The following is a 17493-nucleotide window of genomic DNA, read 5'->3' as shown; positions in this document are numbered from 1 at the left end:
GCCATGCGCGAGGCGGACGAACGACCACCTCGCGGGCGGCGCCGCGCCATCGCGCTCGTTGGGCTCGTCGCGGCGCTCGCGGCCGTCGGTTGCGAAGGACGGCGCCGCGCGGAGACAGGCCAAGCGCCGCAGCCACGCTCGGGCCCCGCGCTTGTGACCATCGATCTTTCGGGCGGCGTGCCCGAGGTGCCGCCCTCCGGCATGTTGGGCCTGAGCCCCAAGCGCCAGACCTTCGACGAAGCGCTTCGCGTGGTCGAGAAGGCGCGAAAGGATTCGGCGGCGAAGGGGATTCTGGTTCGCTTCGGCTCCGCCACCATGGGCTTGGCGCGCGCTGAAGAGCTGAGCGTAGCGCTGGCGCGTGCCAAGGCCGACAAGCCGGTGTTTTGCCATGCCGAGGGCTTCACCAACGCGACCTACTTCGCCGCCGCGCGCGGCTGCTCGAAGATCTACGTCGCGCCCGCGGGCGAGGTCGAGACCATCGGTCTCGCGGCGCAGATCGTCTACTTCCGAAAGCTCCTCGTCGACGAGCTCAAGCTCTCGGTCGAGATCCTTCAGGTCGGCAAGTTCAAAGGCGCCGAGGAGCCGCTGACCCGCGATGGGCCGAGCGAGGAGGCACGCGCGTCGTTGGAGGGGGTGCTCTCTGACTTGCGGGAGACGTGGCTCGAAGGCTTCCGGACTGGCCGCCCGGAGGCGGCCAAGTTCGTCGAGGAGGGGCCCTTCGGCGCCGCGAAGGCGAAGGAGAGGGGGCTCGTGGATGAGGTTCTCTACTTCGACGAGGCTCGCGACAAGGGCCGCGCGGCGTGCCAGGCCGTCCGTGACGACGTGCGTTTCGGAGCCGGCGTTCACAAGGGCGATGGCGACCTCGCCGATGTCCTCCGAGTGTTGTCGGGCGATTCGGCGTCGGCGCCCATCGCGCTCATTCGTGCCGCTGGCAGCATCCGCATGTCCGGCGAGGGCGGCCTCTTCGGCGACGGCAGCGGCATCAGCGAAAAGGAGCTCGGCAAGCTCCTCCTGCGCGTCGAAAAGGATGAGCGCATCAAGGCGTTGGTCCTGCGCATCGACTCGCCGGGAGGCAGCGCCCTCGCCAGCGATCTCTTGTGGCATCAACTGATGCGCATCCGCGACAAGAAGCCCGTCGTCGTTAGCGTCGGCGAGATGGCCGCGAGCGGTGGCTACTACTTGGCGTCGACGGGCTCGGTGATCGTCGCCGACGCCACCAGCATCGTCGGCTCCATCGGCGTCGTGGGCGGCAAGGTGGGGGTAGGGGACGCGCTCGAGCGCTTCGGCGTCCACGCCGAGACGTTTCCCGCCAAGCGCGGCGATCAAGGCGCCGCCACGCGCGCCGCGTACCTCTCGACCTTCGTGCGCTGGGACGAGCCGACCCGTGACCGCGTGCGCGAGTCGATGAAGGGCATCTACGACCTGTTCTTGCAGCGCCTCGCGGAGGGGCGTCGTGTACCGGTGGAGAAGATCACACCGTCCGCGGAGGGGCAGATCTTCAGCGGCCGAGAGGCGAAAACGCGGGGCCTCGTCGACGAACTCGGCGGCCTCGGCACAGCGCTCGCGAAAGCCAAGGAGCTCGCCAAGCTGCCGGAAGATGCGAAGCTGGTGATCCTCGACAGTCGCCCGACGCTCTTCGAACTCCTGGGCGATGACGACGAAATTGAGGCGCGCGCGCGCGGCGTCGTCGCGGGGCTTCCGGTTGCGGTGCCGGAGGACGTGAAGGTGCTGCTTCGCGCCCTCGCGCCGCTAGCGGGCACCGAGCGTACGGTGCTGGTGCCCGCCTTTGGCTTCCGCATCGAGTAACCCACGAAGCCTGCCTATTCGTGGTCGGGAGAGCTCGCTGGCGCGGGTTTGAGTTCTTCGACCGGGCGGCCCCGGCACCGTGTAGATTCACGCTTTCCCATGGACGTGGCCCCGGAAAAGAGCTCCCGCGCGCCGCGTCGGCCTTCGCGCTCCCTTGAGCTGGCCGACGCGCCGCCTGCCACACGCTTTACCGCCCGCGAACATGCTGAGGAGGGCTCGCTACGCGCCGAGCTGGAGGCCTCGCGGCGCAAGGGCGATCTCGAATCCGAGCGCAAGGTCACCATCGCGCTCGCGCGGCTCCTGGCGCGGCGCGATCGTCAGCGCGACGAAGCCGCGTCGATGGCGCTTCGCGCGATTCGAATTCGCGACGACGCGGAGCTGCGTCGCGAGGTCGCCGAGTGGCTCGAGTCGCTCGGTGAGCCCGCGCTGGCCGCCGCTGTGCTCGGGCCCCTGGTCAGCGGCGCGGACACGCGGCTCGCGGTCACGCTGCTCGCGCGCGTGGCGACGCTCTATGCGCGGGCCGGCGACGCCGAGGGCGCCGCCGACGTGCTCGAGGAAGCGCACGCGCTCGATGGACAGGCAGCGCTGCCGCTCGAGCTTCGCGCCACCATCGGTCAGTGGGCACCCGAGGTGGTCGCGCCGGCGGAGGCGGCGAACGCCTTCGCCATGGCGGCCGAGCGACGGGCCTCTGCCGGCGCCGATCCGCTCGAGGACCTGCTTCGAGCGTTCGACGCCGATCCCGCCGCCGCCATGTCCGCGAACGCCCTCGCCGACACCCTGTCGGCCCGCGGCAAGCGCCTCGCCGCCGACGAGATTCGCAGGGAGCACGGGCGGGCCCTTCGCAGCGTCGACAAGAGCGCTGCGGCGCTCGTGCACCGCCGCCGCCGGGAAGAGGCGACAGAGCAAGGGGCCCTCGCCCGGGCCTTGGGAGCGGCGCTCGACGAGGGCCACGCGGCCGGTTCCTTCGAAGGGATCGACATCGCGGACCTCTTGGCACGCGCGCAGTTGACCGAGCTCTCTCCGGCGATGCTGCTGGACCCCGAACAGCTCGTCGCCGTCGTCGAACGCGCACCGTCCAACGTGAGGCCGGTGCTCCTCTCGTTCGCCGCCGAGCTGCTCGTCGATCGCGGCAATCTCGCCGAGGCGCGTCAGCTGGCGGAGCGCGCCTGCGACATCGAGCCAAACTATCCACGCAGCGCGGTCTCGCTCGCCTTGGCGCGCCTCGGGGATCGCGACGCGGAGGCGGCGCTGGCCGTCGAGCGCGCCGTGCGCCTCGTCTGCGTGCGCGGGGCCTACTGCCGCGCCCTGTCGGAGATTCACGGAGCCCTCGGCGCCCGTGACGTCGCCGTGGCCTGGGCTCAGCACGCGGTAGCGCTGCGACCGGGCGATGCCGCCGCTCTCGAGCAGTGGTTTCGCTGCGCCTGCGAGGCGCGCGACGCTGCGCGGCTCGGCGACGCCATCTCGTGGGCCGTGGCCCAACCGCAACCGTCGGCGACGTTGGCTCCGCTCGTGGCCGAGGGGCTCCGAGTGCTCGTCGAGCTCGACGTTGACCGCGCTGCCGTGTTGGCGCGGCGCGCCCTCGACATCTTCGGCCCTCACCGCGTTTCGCTGCGCGAGGCCATCGTGCTGGTGGCCGAATCGGCGCGCGACGACGGACTTCACGGAGGACTCCTCGAGCGCTTCGTGTCGGCGGGCGCGAAGGCCGACGAGCGGCCCGCGCTCTTGGCGCGACTCTCGGAGCTGCGCGCCCGCTTGGGCGACGGCGACGGCGAGGCCATCGCGCTGGTGCGCGCTGTGCGCGAAGGGCTTCCCGTCGCAGAGGTTTCGAGCAAGCTGGCGGTCATGGAGGGGCGCGTTCGCACCAGCGACGGTCTCTTGGCCACGCTGGAGTTGGCGGCACGCCACGCGGAGGCGCATGGCAGCAAAGAGGACGCGGCGCTGGCGCTCCGGCGCTGGGGTTCGGGCCTCGCGGACCTCGCCGGTGACGTGCCCGCGGCGCTGCAAGCCTGGCTGTCGGCGGCGCGGCTCATGCCGCGTTGGGGCGTCGCCATGGTGCTCGGTGACCTGCGGACGCACTGTGATCGCGAGGCCTCTCTCGCGGCGCTCCTCACCGTCGTCGAGAGCGCCGAGGACGGCCGCGTCGCCGGTGCGCTCGCTGAGGCGGCGGCCTCGTTGGCGCTGGCGCTCGGTCAGGGCGCGCGGGCGCTCGCGCTCTCTCGCCTGGCGCTCGAGAAGTGCCCCGAACACGCTGGCCCCCTCGCCATCGCCGAAGCGGCCGCCGTGCTCGACGGTCGCCCCGCTGATCTGTCGCCCGTCTTTGAGTCCGTCGCGCGCCGCGCGCGCGGAAAGTTCGGGCGCCGCGCGGCGCACCTTCGCGCGGCGAACTATTTCGCGGAGCACGGCCTCTACTTCCTCGCGCTAAGGCACGCCGGCGAGGGCTTCGCTGCGGTGCCTTCGGAGTGGGCGCTCGCGGCGCTGGCGACCGCCGGCGAAAGGGCCGGCGACCGCGCTGGCGTCGTGCGCGCGGTGGTCGGCGTCGCCGAGGCCGCGAAATCGAAGGAGGCGCGCGGCGCGTGGCTGATTCGCGCGGCCGATCTCGCGGCCAACGACGAGGAGGGCGCGCGGCAGCGCGTTGATGTCCTCTTGCGCGGTTCGGTGGCAAGCCCCGACAAGGCGACGCTGCAGCGCCTCGGCGAGGCCGTGGGCAGCCTCCTCACCGTTGCGCCGCTCGAACGCGACGCGCTCTCGCTGAGGGTCGGGAACGCGACCCGCATGCTCACGGCGCGCATCGAAGGTCCTGACGGTGCGCGCGTGGCCATCGAGCTTGCGCGCGTCGCGCTGGCCTCCTTTGCCGACGCCGAGGGCGGCGCCCACGCACTCGATCGAGCCCTCGGCGCCGACGCCGATGTCGACGAATACGCGGAGCTCGCACCTTACGTTGAGCTCTTGGCGAAGGCCTCGGGAAAGCTGCTGACGCGAGCCGTCGCCCTTGTCTCGCAGACCTACGCCAACGTCGGTGAGGCCGCCTTGACGCTCCTCTCGGCCATCGCGGAGCGAGCGCAAGCTCCCGACGCGCGGGCCGTCTTCGACGGCTGGCTCGAAAAGAAGCGCACGCCCGCCCGTGAGTCGTTCGATCTCGGCGCCGAGCTCAACGCGGCAGACGAGGAGGCGGCGCCCGCGGAGGCCGCTCACGCCGCTCCGGTGGTCGAGGGTGAGCCCGCTGCGGTAGAGACCTCAGCGCCCGCGGCGGGGGACGGCGCTCCCGCGCCCCCAGAAGCCGCCCATGCTCCCGCCGAGCCGCCGCCCGCCGAGACGATCGCCTCTTCGGATGCCGCAGAGGCTGTCGCGAGTGCCTCCCCCGATAGTGGGGCGACGAAAGAGGCCGCGGCTGCCGACGACGCCGCTGCCGCCCTGCACGACGCGCGCCCCGCTTTCGAGGCCGCGACAGAGAAGATGACGGACCTCGAGCAGCAGGCGCTCATCGAGGGACGCGATACGGCGCTGTCGCCGACGGCGCGCGCCGATCGACTCGCGGCTGTGGCTTCCGTTCGAGAAGCGCGGGGCGACTTGCCGGGCGCCGCTGACGCGCTCATTGAGGCGGCGCTCTTGGAGCCGGACTCGGTCGACCGGTGGCGGGCCGCGTGGACGGTTGCCGACACGGCGCGGAGCACCGAGAACGTCGTGACGGCCCTCAGGCAAATCGAGGCGCTCGTTACGGGGAACGAACGCACCCGCGTCCTTCGGCAACTCGCGCGCTCGCTCCGCGACCTGGAGCGCATCGGCGAGGCGCGGGAGGTTTGGGAGCGCCTCCTCGCGCTCTTGCCCGACGACGAAGAGGCCGATCAATCCGTAGAGCTCATGTTGTCCGAGAGTCGTGACTACGAACGGCTCGCAGCGCACCTCTCCGATCGAATTCAGCGCCTCTCGCGCCACGACGACCAGCGGGACTCGGTGCGGGCCGCGCGCCTTCGCCGCGCCGCGATTCTCGAGCAGCGGCTCGATCGCGCGGAGGATGCGTGCCGTGAGCTCGAGTCTCTCCTCGCCGAGGCTCCGCAAAACGAGAGCGCCCTCCGATACCTCGCAGACCTCTACGAGCGCCGTGGCGAATTCGACCGCGCCGCTCAGCTGCTCCGCAAGTTGACGGACCTGGCCCGCGGACCTCAGACGCGCAACGATCTCGGTCTGCGCGCCGCGTTCGCCCTGCGCGACGCGGGCGACTTGCGCTCGGCGCTCGGCCTCGTGAAGACGCTCCTCGAGCGCGATCCCGATCTGGATGCGATGGCCCTCCGCGTAGAAATTTCGCGCACGCTCGGCGACGACGCAGAGTTGGGCTCCGCGCTGGAAGGCGCCGCTGCGTCGGGGCGCCACGCGCCGGGCGTCGCCGCCGAAATGTGGGTCGAGGCGGCGCAGGCGGCGGCGCGCGCCGGTGACGCCTCGCTGGCCTTCGAGCGCGCACGCCGCGCCGTGACGGCGGCGCCCGCGAGCGCCGAGGCCCAGCTCTTTGCCCGCGGCCTTGAGTACCGCGAGCGCGGCGCCGGGACCTCGTCCGATGCGGAGATGACGCTCACCGAGCTCGCGCGTGTCGAAGGCGCCCTCGAGCCCGACGATACGGCCCTCGCCGCGTTCCTCCGGGCGGAGGCGTACACGGTGCTGGGACGCGATGCGGAGTCCAAGGCGGTGCTTGGCGAGGCCCTCGCGCACGGCCCGCATGCGCTCGTGGCGCTCGGACTCGCGGAGCGGTTTGCCGCATCCGGCGCCGTGCCCGACGCCCTGTCGATGTTTGAGACGGCGCTCACAGGGGACCTCTACGGGTTTCGTTCGCGCGGTGAAGTCGCGCTCCTCGCTGGGCAGCTGGCCGCGAGCGAAGGCAAGCCGCGTGAGGCCCTCGCGTTCCTCGAGATCGCCAGCGACGAAGAGGCGACCCGTGGCGCCGCGCTCCAGCGCATGGTGCCCATCCATCTTGCCCTCGGCGAGCTCGCGAGCTCGCGCGTCGCGCTCGTCGAGTTGGCGCGCAGAGCGCCGGAAGACGAGCGCGCGCAGGTCCTCGCAGAGCTCGCGCGGCAGCTCCTTCGCTCCAACGACCCAGCGGACGTTTCCGAAGGGGAGCGAGCCCTCGAAGAGGCGCTCCTGTTGGCGCCGGAGGGTACTGAGCTGAGGCGCACGCTCGAAGAAGAGCTCGAGAAGGCCCGCCGACGCAGCCACAAGCCGCCGCCGGTGGAGAGCGTTGAGAGCGCCGAGGGCGCCGAGGGCGCCGGACGCGTTGACCAAGACGCCTCCGCGGTCGCTCAGCCGGTGGGCATGGAGGACCTCATCGAGCCACCCTCGGTTCATCGGCCGGGCAGCGTGCCGCCGGCGGTGAAGCTAGCCGAGCTCGAAGCGCAAGTTCGCGAAGCCACAAGCACCGAGGACCGGGAGCGCGCCCTCTTGCGGCTAGCGCAGGCCCACGTTGAGCGAGGCGCGTTGGCGGCCGCCGAAGGCGTGCTGTCGGAGGCGTTGGCGACCGGCAGCGCGAGCGCCGGTGACGAGCTGGCGAACCTCCTGGGCGCCTTCGGTGAGCGCACTGGCGATCTGGTTCGCGTCCGCTCCCGCCTCGTGGACCTGTTGCCCGGCGACGTCACGCGGCTCGAAGATCTGCGCGCCGCCGCGCTCGCCGACGCCAATCCGACCTATGCCCGCGCCGTCGAGCACGTGCAACGCGCCTTCGACCCGGGCTCTGGCCCGCTGCCGCCGCCGCCGCTCGTCGTTCAGCGCACCCAACAAGGCGTGCTGCCGCTCCTCGTCCGCGGGCCTTGGAACGCCTCCGTCGCCGACGCCTTCGCGCTCGTTTGGGAGCACGCCGCCGGCGTCTTCGCCCGCGATCTAGCGCACTACTCGCTCTCGGGAGTGGAGCGCGTTCAGCCGGGACCGACGTCGGCGCTCTCTCGCCTCCTTGAGGTCTCGCTGCGCCTCCTCGACGCAGCGCCCGCGCAGTTCTACGTGAAGCGGTCGGCGGAGTCGCCGGTCGCGCAGCCGCTCTTGCTCAACCAACCGGCGGCCTTGGTCGTTGGAGACGTGCGCGAGGAATCGGTGCCGCTGCGCTACGCCCTCGGACAAGCCATCGCCCTCGCGCAGCCGGAGAACATTCTGGTGAGCGGGCTCGAGGAGGAGGCTGGTCGCGCGCTCTGGGATGGTCTCGTGGGCGCGTTTGCCCCCACGGGCAGCGGCACCTCCTTGAAGGCGCAGAGCGGCAAATACGCGGGCGCCCTCTGGGAGCGCTTGCCGCAGCGCGCGCAGCGCCGAATGCAAGAGCTCCTCGGCGCCCCCTCCACGCTGCCGACCTACGAGGCGGTTCGTGAGATGGCGCGGCAGAGCGCGCGCCGCGTCGGCACCTTGCTCGCGGGCAACGTCTCGGTTGTTTTGCGTGCGGTATGCACGGAGCGGCAATTGGATATCGACACGCTCTTGGCAAGGGGAGGGCTCGGTGCGCTGGCTGAGGATCCGGCCCTCGCTGATTTGCTGCGCCTCGCGGCGACTTCCGCCTACGCCGATGCGCGCTGGCGACCACTCTCCGCCGGGCCCCGGCCTTCGGGGCACTTTCCAGCTGCCTCATGAAGCGGACGGCCGCGTACCTTGCCTCGGTCGTCACGCTGACGCTCACGGGCGTGGCGTGCGTGCTGCTCGATCCCGTCCCCGAGCTGGTCAAGCCGCCTCGTCGCGCGCCGGCCATCGTGAAGACGGCAGCCGTTCCCGATACGACGCGGCCGCTCTTGGAGCTGCCCGTCGAGTTCGTCGTACCCGTGCGCGTGCCCGATCCCGGACAGGATTTCGTTTGGGGGTTCTTCGTCGACTTTGACGTGGCGAGGCCGCTCGTCGGACGCAACGAGCGCGTGGCCGGCTCGCCGACGGGAAAGGACCTCACGACCATCGTCGTGGGCGGCTCCGACATCGCGAACATCATTGATCTCGGGCGCTGTCACCGCTTCGAGTTCGTCGTGAGTCTCGCGTGGGACGACGGCTTGCATCAGTCCGACCCGGCGGTGACCGACTCAATCTCGTGGTGGTACGTTCCGGACGGAGCCGGGACCTGCGGCCTCTTCGACGCGGCATCCCTGAGCGCGCTCGACGCTTCCGCCGACGGCGGCGACTCGGGCGGTGCGCTGTGAGCCTGGGTCGCGCGTCTCGGGTTGGTGTTGGCGTCGCCCTGGGGCTGCTCTCGACCGCGGCATGCCGCGACGGAGAGGTCACGGCGGCGGCCGAGGCGTCGATCAACCAGTGCGTCGCCACGTCCGATTGCGCCGCGGCCGTGGGGGCCACGTGCGATCCGAAGACACGTCTCTGCCGACTCGCCGAGCCGGCTGGCTTTGACGTGACGTACGTCATCTCGTTTCCGTCAACGGCGTTCCCCGTCGCGGGAAATACCGTCGCCATCTCGCGCAAAGCACTCCTCGGGTGTCGTCCCCTACCAAGGAGCTGCACGCAACCGGGCGATTGCGTCTGCGTGTCAGAGTCTCGCACAGGAACGCGCGCCGTCGCGGACGCGTACCGGGTCACGGGAACGACCGCCAACGACCTCGGCTTCGGCCTCGGTAAGGGGCAGTTCTCGCTGCCGGTGCGCGCGCTGTTTCGGCCACTCTCTCCGTTGGGCGTGGCGGGGCTCTTGGCCTCGAGCGCGCGCGTTCCACTTGAGAACATCGAGGCCGAGTCGGCGTCTGACGAGGTGCTCGGCGGGCAGCCGCCGGGCCCCGGCGACGCAAGGGCGCAAGGCTTCATCGCCACGTTGCCGGGCGGCAAATACCTCCGCTCGCTCGAGCCGCTGCCGCCCTTCGACGGCGCGTTCCCTCCCGTGACCGGCGTCGTCGAGGTTGGCGTCGACGCCACCGGGGCGACCGTCGACGCGGTGAAACGTTGGGGCACGCCGGCGCAACCCTTCGTCCTCGACAGCTTGGAGGACGTCGCCGGCTGGCGCCTCTACTTCCGCGATCGCGGCACCGGCATCCGCGTCTCGAACATCTACTCGCCGCGCTTCGGTCGCAACGACGTCCGCCTCTTCACCTTTGGCTACACCGATCTCACGCAGACCCCGGTCGACATCGTCGTCGAGCCGCCGCCGAGTCAAGCGCAGCGGCCTTCGCTTATCAGCCCCGTCTTCATCGTGCCGGGGACCGAGCGCATGCCTCGCTTGCCGGCGCCGGAGCGCGTCGCGGGGAGCGTCATTGGGAATCCGGAGGGCGTTCCGCTCGGCGCGAAGCTCCGCTTCCGCAGCGTCGTCGACGCCGACGAGGTCTCGCAGCTCGAGCCCATCAACGCGAAGCTTCGGTACTCGACGGAGGTGAGCACGACGCTCGACGGACGCTACGAGGTGCTCTTGCCGCCTGGTCGCTACGACGTCGCGGTGATCCCCGAGTTGGCGAGCGGCTTCGCGACGACCACGCGGGCCTTGACGTTGCCCTCGGGCAGCGGCGGCGATGGGCGCGCGTTCGTCGTGGAGCGCCTCCGTCGCATCGAGGGACTCGTGCGGCTCCCCGGTGGCGCGCCGCTCGTGGGCGCCGTTGTTCGAGCACGGCCCTCGACGGTGCCGTTGCCGCCGCGCCCCTTTGCGTCGCTCGCGCGTACGCGAACTGCCGTCACGAACGGGGAGGGCGCCTTCGCCGTCGACGTCGATCCCGGGCTCTACGATCTCGTCGTCGAGCCCCCCACGGCGACGCGCTGGCCCGTTTCGGTGGCCCTCGGCGTGGACGTCCCCGAAGGGCTCACGAGCCCGTCGGTCCGCCTCACGCCCATCGAGTTGACGGCCCCCTTCGACCTCGGTTTCACCCTCGTCAACGAGGGCTCCGGCCGGGTCGTGTCGGGCGCCTTTGTTCGGGCATTCTCGCTAGCTAGCGACCGGGGGGTCCCCGTCGAGTTGGCCCACGGCACGACCGATCGGGCGGGCCGCGTCGATCTCTACGCAGCTCCGATCCGGTGAGGACAACCGGTGGCGCGAGTCGCCCCGCCGGTCACGAGGCTTCTGATATGCTCGCTCGGTGCTGACGGAGGCGCGCATCGACTTGATTGGGCGGATCGCTCGGCTCAAGCACGCCCCCAACGAGCTGGGGAGCGTGATCGCTGAACGCTCCGTCCTCGCCCTCGCTGCCGTTTCGTATGGCGCGAAGCCAGACGCCAACAGCACTTCGCCCACGGGTTTCGATCCGCGCGCCGTCTTGCTCTTCGAAGCCATCGTGGAAGGCGCGTTCCTCGTCGCTTCGGCCGACGGCCTCTTCGATGAGTCGGAGCGCGACACCTTCGGTCGCATCGTCACGGCGGCTTGCGGCGGCGCCGTCCCGCCGCGGCGCATCGCGAAGCTCGTGCTCGACCTCGGCGACATGCTCCAAGAAGACGGCCTCGAGGTGCGGCTCAAGAACATCGTCGAGAGCGCCGGCCGTCACCTCGACGAGGTCCTGCGCATCGGGGCGCTGATCGCCGACGCGAGCGGTGGCGTCCAGTATGCGGAGCGGCAAGTGCTGGAGAAGATGGCCGCCGCTGCGCGCCTTCCTTCGAGCGCCGTCGACCAGGCCATCGACGACGTGCGCCGTGAGCTGCGCGCCGCTGGCGCCTGAGTTGCCCGAGGCGGCGTGGTGCGCGGTCAGTCGTCGCTGACGTTGGCGAACGACTCGAAGAGCGCCGCTTCGGCGTCGTTGCCGCGGGCTCGCGCGTCGCGCGCGAGGTCGGTTACGACGGCCCGCTGGCGCGCGCGGAGCGCCGGCCGTCGCTCCGGTGAGGCGTCGTCGACGCGCGCGCTGATCAAGGCGAAGACCTCGTGCGGACGCCCCAGGCGCATCAAGAGATCGAGCAGCTCGTCGGCGATGGCGTCGTTGGTCGGATCGCCTTGGAGGCGGCTCGTCAGCTCGGCGGCGCGCGCGTCGAGAGCTCCCTCATCGACCTCCACCGGCGACGGGGCGTGAGCGGGGGCCTGGTGAGCTGCCGGCGCGGGCGCTGCCGGTGACGCTAGAAGTGGCGCCGAGGGCTCCGGCGTCGCGCGCGCCGGCAGGACGGCGCCCTCGAGGGTCGCGACGCCCTCGCTGCACTTGCGAAAGAGCTCGCCGATGGCCGCGTCGCGCGGCGCAAGGCCGATGGCCGCTTGGGCGTGACGTTGCGCAGAGCGAGCGTCGCCGTGAACCTCGAGCTCGAAGCGCGCCGCGCTCGCGAGGTGCGCGGCGAGCGAAGCCTTTTGCGGCTCGAGGTCGTCGGCACCGCGGATACGTTCGAAGGCGCTTCGAAGCCGGGCCCACGCGAACGACGCACCAGGCAAATCGCCGATGTCGGCGCGCAGCTTCGCCTCGAGGGCGCGTGCCTCGAAGGCGATGGGCGAGGCGTCTTCGACGCTCTCGAGTCGAGCGATGGCGGCCGGCGCATCACCAAGCGCCGCCGACAGCGCCGTCGCGAGGTCCAAAATAACAGCGTCTCGCTCGCGGGACGGCGCTTCACCCAAGAGCTCGAGCGCGCGCACGAGGAGACGTACGCCGCGCGGTGCGCTGCCCTGGGCCACGAGTGCGCGCCCGAGGCCTGCGACCGCCATGGCGTCGTTCGGCAAGAAGCGGAGCGCCCTCTCGTAGAGCCTGGCTGCGCGGCTGCGCAGACCCGCCGCGAGGAACACGTCGGCGCAGCGCTTCCACACTTCGTAGCGCGCGCGCGGTGAGGCCGCTTGCGCCTCGAGCTCCTCGGCGTCGGCGAAGGCGTCGTCGACGCGGCCAAGGGCGAGCCGATGCTCGAGCCGGAGGAGCCGCGCCGAGGTGCACGATGGGTAGCGCGCGATGGCCATGTCGAGGAGCACGACGACCCGCTCGGGCTGCTGGGCCTGCCGCGCCGCAGCCTCGAAGGCGCGTGCCGCGAGGAGCGGCACCGACTCGGCCTCGGCGGCGAAACGAAACGCCTCCTCGGCGCCTCGCGCGTCGCCTCGTTGACTCGAGAGTGCCGCTCGTAAGAGCGAGCGCGCCACATCTTCGTCGCCGAGGGCCGTTTCGAGCGTCGCCAGCGCCGTCTCGGCGCGATCGCCGGCGGCGCGATCGAGGTCCGCGAGGCGAACGACGGTGGCGACGTGTCGCGGCGCCCGCGAGAGGATTCGCAGCGCGGTCTCGCGCGCTTCTTGTGCGGCGTCGTGCAGCGTTTGGTCGTCGGCTTCCGAGAGGAGCGTCGCCGTCTCCAGCGCCAGCGCGACCCGCGCCGTCGGCGCCGCCGGCACACCGCCGCGCGTGAACTGAACGACCCACGCGTCGCTGGCCCCCGCGACCGACGTCAGCGTCATCCCCTCCGAGGAGGGGACGCGAACACCGGCCTCGGGCAAGAGACGGCGCGCGATGCGCGACGGGATCTCGCGGACCACGAAGGTCGCGCCCTCCCGCGACGCGTGCCCGTCCAGGAGCGACGTCATCGCGACCATGGCCAGCGCCAGCGCTGGCCGGGGCAAGCCTATGCCTCGAGCCTCTTCAATCACGAGGCGGACCCCGTCGCCGCTAACGGCGCACAGGACGTCGAAGGCAAGCGTGGGCCCGTCCGGATCGGAGACGGCGATGGCCGCACCTTCCGCCGCGAGGCCGACCCAAACGGCGGGCGCCGACGTGCCCAAGAGACCGCGCAGCTTCTGCTTGAGGAGGCGCTCGAGGCGCCGATGCGGGAGCTCGAGGGACATGCGCACGAGCTCGCCGCGGCGGTGGCAGAAGCGGGCCACGCCGCCGGAGACGTCGACGGGGAACTTCACGCGCGGCAGCGCCACGAAGAGCTCTGGGATCGCCAGCGGGCCCAGGGCCACGGACTCGGAGAGCTCGAGGCCGAGCCCGTCCTTGCCGATGGCCAGGCGGAGCGGTACCGCGGGCGCCCCCGAGGCCGGCGGCTTCGGCGGGACGCGGGGCGGTCGGGCCGCTCGGGGCGGCCGTGCTCGAGAAAACGTCGACAAGGCTCCGATCGTAGCAAGGGCGCGCCGATTGCCGCGAATTTGCAGCCGACGGCCGAGCCCCGGTGTAATGCTCCCGTCGTGCCGACGGTCGACGAGGTGCTTGGGCCAGGCTCGCCCATCGCGCGGGGGCTGCTCGCCGACTACGAAGATCGGCCCGGCCAGCTGATGATGGCGCGGGCCGTCGAGGCGGCGCTCGCCGAGAGCGCGCCGCTCTTTGTGGAGGCCGGCACCGGCACGGGCAAGACGCTGGCGTACCTCGTGCCCGCGGTCTTGAGCGGCAAGAAGGTCGTCATCTCCACGGCCACACACGCGCTCGAAGAGCAGATTTTCGCCAAGGACATCCCGCTCCTCGCCGAGGCGCTCAGGCCCTTCGGCATCGAGGTCCGCGCGGCGTTGATGAAGGGGCTCGGGAACTACGTGTGCAGGAGGCGGCTCTTCGAGACGTTGTCGGCGGCGCCGCAGCCGCTCGCTGCGGAGCTCGCCGCGGTAGCCCGATGGGCCAAGGAGACCGAGTCGGGCGATCGCTCGGAGCTCGTGACCCTCGCCGAGACGTCGAGCGTCTGGGCGTCGGTCCAGTCGGGGACCGACACGCGGATCGGCGCCCGCTGCAGTCACTACGAAGACTGCTTCGTCACGCGCATGAAGCGCGCCGCGGAAGACGCCCAGATCGTCGTCGTAAACCATCATTTGTATTGTGCAGACTTGGCGCTCAAGCGAACGCGTGGCGGCGAGCTCGCGAGCGTGGTGCCGCCGCATGACGCCGTCATCTTCGATGAAGCGCACCAGCTCGAAGACGTCGCGACGACCTTCTTCGGTGTGCGCCTCTCGAGCGGCCGTTTTGACGCGCTCGTTCGGGACGCGCGAAAGCTCGCGGTCGGTCTCGGGACGAGCGGAGCAAGCCTGGAGCGCGCATGCCGCGGCGTCGAGACCGCTGCGGAGCGAGCCTTTGCCAAGCTCGCCCGGCTGACGGCGAACGCGCCGGAAGGACGTCGCTCGATCGCCGCCGACGACCTCGACGGTGAGGTCGGTACGATGCTCGCGGCGCTCGACGAAGTGCTGGGCCTCCTCTACGCCGACCTCGACGAACGAGCGCCGTCCGACGGCGTGCAAGTCGCGGCGCGGCGCGCGGGAGACCTGCGGGAGGTTCTGCGCTCGGTCCTCGCCGGCGCCGCCAGCACGCGGCGGCCTTCCGAAGGGCGCTTCGTGGAGCTCGACGCGGAGAGCGAGAGCTTTCCGCCGCCCTCGAGTCGCCACCGTCGGGCCGCCTCGCCTCGAAGCTCAAGGGAGGGACGGCGACCTACGAGGACGACGACCTCGGTCACGTCGCGCTTTGGCTCGACGTGCGGGACCGCAGCGTCGCCTTGGGCGCGAGCCCCATCGACCTCGCGCGGACCTTCCGCGAGAGCCTCTTCGATCGGGTGCCCACGGTGGTGTGCACGAGTGCCACGCTCGCCGTGTCGCGGCCGTCGGTCTTTGGCGCCGAAGGAGACACCGACGGCGAGCGGCGCGACGAAGGCCGAGCCAAACACGAGGCGAGCTTTCACTTCTTTCGAAGCCGCCTCGGCGCGCCGCCGGAGACGCGTGATCTGGTCGTGGCGTCTCCCTTCGATTTCCCGCGTCGCGTCGGCATCTACGTGCCGCGCGACATGCCCGAGCCCAGCTCTCCCGGTTTCGAGCTCGTCGTCGCCGAGCGCGCGCTCCGGCTCATCCAAGCCAGCGGCGGCGGCGCCTTCGTGCTCTCGACGTCGCACCGGGCGATGCGCGCCATCCACCAGGCGCTGCGCAAGGAATCGCTCCCGGGCCCGCTCTACGTGCAAGGCGAAGCGCCCAAACACGTCTTGCTGTCGCGCTTTCGCTCCGCGGGTCACGCCGTCTTGTGCGCCACCATGAGCTTCTGGGAAGGCGTCGACGTGCCCGGCGAAGCGCTGCGGCTCGTCGTGCTCGACAAGATCCCCTTCGCCGTTCCGAGCGATCCCATTGTGGCGGCACGCTCGGCGGAGCTCGAGGCCGCCGGCGGCAACGCCTTCACCGAATATTCGGTGCCCATGGCCGCCATCGCGCTCAAGCAAGGCTTTGGCCGCCTCGTTCGCACAAAACGCGACGCGGGCGTCGTGGCCATCTTGGATCGACGGCTCGTCGCCCGCGGTTACGGCAGGCTGCTCCTCGCGAGCCTGCCGCCGGCGCGGCGCCTACACTCGATGGACGAGGTAGGCGCCCTGTACGCCGAGTTTTTCGCGCCGGTGTCCGCTCAGGGCAGCGCCTGAATCCAGGCGCGCGTCGCTGCGAGGCCCGCGTCGTCGGTGGTGCGCATGATGGTGGGCGGCATCTGGCCCGGCGCCGCGGAGCCGCCGTCGGGGTTGCGAAGGCTGTCGCGCAGGAGAACGACGCTCTTGTCCGGATCGGCGGGGACGATGCGCTTGAAGCCAGAGGCCGTCGGATAGGAGTTGCCACCCGGCGCCTGGTTGGTGTGCGCCACGCCAACGGCCGTCTTGTAGACCGGCGTGTCGGCGGCGTTGAGGCCCGCGCCGCCGTCGACGAAGGCCTCCGCCACCGGGAGGTTCATGTGCAAGCCGGTGCCAGCCGCGTTGCCGCCCGGCTTATGGCAGAAGCCGCAGTTGTTGTAGTAGAAGCCCATCGCGCCGTTGAACTTGCCGGTCGTGTCTTCTGCCACCGCGAGGCTCGTTGGGTGATCCCAGCTCGTGAGGAGGTTGTCGGCCTTGAGGGAAGCGAGCGTGAGACCCGTGGCTCCAGCGCCGCCGAGGCTCCACGCGTCGAGCGACAAGAACTTGTCAACGTGGCCCGTGTGGCAGGGCGCGCACGCGGAGTTCGACGGGACCTCGTAGGTCGTGCCGGGCTTCGCCGGGTTTGCGATGACGGTGCCGTCGTTCATGAGCGTCGCCGTGGACTCGTCGTCGGCCCACCGCCACACGGAGAAGATCCACTCGGAGGGCCCGGCCTTCCACGTCCGGCGCGTCTCGATGCGCTTGCCGTTCAACTGAAACTCTTTGTAGACCATCGTGCCGACGGGGAAGATCCACTCATCGGGGGTGCCGGGGCCGCCGCCGCCGGTGTCGATCTTGGTTCCCGCCGGGAGGAGCATCCAGCGCTGCTTCTCGGAGCCGTCGCTGTAGAGCTTGTAGGCCGGCACGTAGTTCTTGTGCGTGGCGGCCACGGTCTTTGTGGCGAAACACGCGTAGAGGCCCGTGCAGCGGATGTCGGTAGGCACTTGTTGCGCGGCTGTGGAGGTAGCGCCGCTGCCCCCGGCGTCCGTGTTGCCGGCGTTCTTGGTGCAGTCGAAGACCGGGTCAGCGCAGGCCGGTGCGCTGTCGGGCGTGCCCGTGTCGGGCGTCGTCGTGGTGCCGTCGGTCTTCGTCGAGGTGTCCGAGCCCTGAGCCACGTCGCTACCGCCGTCGGTGCCATTGCCCGGGGTGACCGTTGGGTTCGTCTCCTCGTCGCTCGAGCAACCCGCGTAGGCCGCGGCCGTCACGGCGAGAGCACTCAGCGTCATGACAGAAGCGCGTGATACCGATAAGCGACGACCCAAAGCCTTCATGAAACCTCCCGGGGAAGAACCGCTGATGCTACGGCGGAGCTTCGCCAAATCGCAGCAATTTTTCCTGCGCCGCGCGTGTTTGGTCGCACAACCGGCCACGGAGGGCACGCCGGAGAGCGCAGCGCGGCCACGCCAGCGCGCGGGCCGGTTGCCCCCGACGCGCGCGCCGGCGGCGTCGCGGCCGAGCGACCGATGTGCTACCCCGACCTTTCCGTTTGGAGGCGTC

10 protein-coding genes are annotated in these 17493 nt (G+C 71.1%); 6 read left to right on the top strand and 4 right to left on the bottom strand.

From position 1 onward, the window contains the following. Positions 1-3: 3 nt before the first annotated feature. The 5 genes from IPG50_04830 to IPG50_04810 all read left to right on the top strand — a co-directional run bounded on the left by IPG50_04830 (position 4) and on the right by IPG50_04810 (position 11381). Entirely contained in the window at positions 4-1806 is a 1803-nt protein-coding gene (locus IPG50_04830) for a S49 family peptidase (protein ID MBK6691515.1), read from the top strand. A gap of 99 nt (positions 1807-1905) precedes the next feature. Beyond that, complete coding sequence (locus IPG50_04825) at positions 1906-8397, top strand: hypothetical protein (protein ID MBK6691514.1); 6492 nt, start codon at positions 1906-1908, stop codon at positions 8395-8397. Continuing rightward, a complete protein-coding gene (locus IPG50_04820) occupies positions 8394-8948 on the top strand; it encodes a hypothetical protein (protein ID MBK6691513.1) in 555 nt (184 codons plus the stop codon). Before IPG50_04825 ends, IPG50_04820 begins: the two co-directional genes overlap by 4 nt. Beyond that, on the top strand, positions 8945-10750 hold the full coding sequence (locus tag IPG50_04815) for a hypothetical protein (GenBank protein ID MBK6691512.1): 1806 nt from the start codon (positions 8945-8947) through the stop codon (positions 10748-10750). The genes IPG50_04820 and IPG50_04815 overlap by 4 nt, the downstream gene beginning before the upstream one ends. 58 nt (positions 10751-10808) lie before the next feature. Continuing rightward, positions 10809-11381, top strand: a complete 573-nt coding sequence (locus IPG50_04810) for a tellurite resistance TerB family protein (protein ID MBK6691511.1) — start codon at positions 10809-10811, stop codon at positions 11379-11381. Positions 11382-11407: 26 nt separating this feature from the next. Here the strand turns inward: IPG50_04810 and IPG50_04805 are convergent, their stop codons facing one another. The 3 genes from IPG50_04805 to IPG50_04795 all read right to left on the bottom strand — a co-directional run bounded on the left by IPG50_04805 (position 11408) and on the right by IPG50_04795 (position 14304). Beyond that, entirely contained in the window at positions 11408-13714 is a 2307-nt protein-coding gene (locus tag IPG50_04805; GenBank protein MBK6691510.1) for a hypothetical protein, read from the bottom strand. Between the two features lie 140 nt (positions 13715-13854). After that, positions 13855-14055: a hypothetical protein gene (locus tag IPG50_04800; GenBank protein ID MBK6691509.1), complete on the bottom strand. Its 201-nt coding sequence runs from the start codon at positions 14053-14055 to the stop codon at positions 13855-13857. A gap of 72 nt (positions 14056-14127) precedes the next feature. Further along, positions 14128-14304 (bottom strand): hypothetical protein, encoded by a 177-nt coding sequence (locus IPG50_04795; protein MBK6691508.1) that lies wholly within the window; start codon positions 14302-14304, stop codon positions 14128-14130. Between the two features lie 750 nt (positions 14305-15054). On the opposite strand from IPG50_04795, the gene IPG50_04790 reads away from it, so the two are divergent. Further along, a complete protein-coding gene (locus IPG50_04790; protein MBK6691507.1) occupies positions 15055-15978 on the top strand; it encodes an ATP-dependent DNA helicase in 924 nt (307 codons plus the stop codon). Here IPG50_04790 and IPG50_04785 read toward each other — a convergent pair. Then, positions 15963-17222: a hypothetical protein gene (locus IPG50_04785; protein MBK6691506.1), complete on the bottom strand. Its 1260-nt coding sequence runs from the start codon at positions 17220-17222 to the stop codon at positions 15963-15965. The genes IPG50_04790 and IPG50_04785 overlap by 16 nt on opposite strands. Positions 17223-17493: the final 271 nt, after the last annotated feature.

Source organism: Myxococcales bacterium (assembly GCA_016703425.1).
Lineage (GTDB): Bacteria > Myxococcota_A > Polyangia > Polyangiales > Polyangiaceae > JADJCA01.
This window is presented reverse-complemented; position numbering and strand designations above follow the sequence as displayed.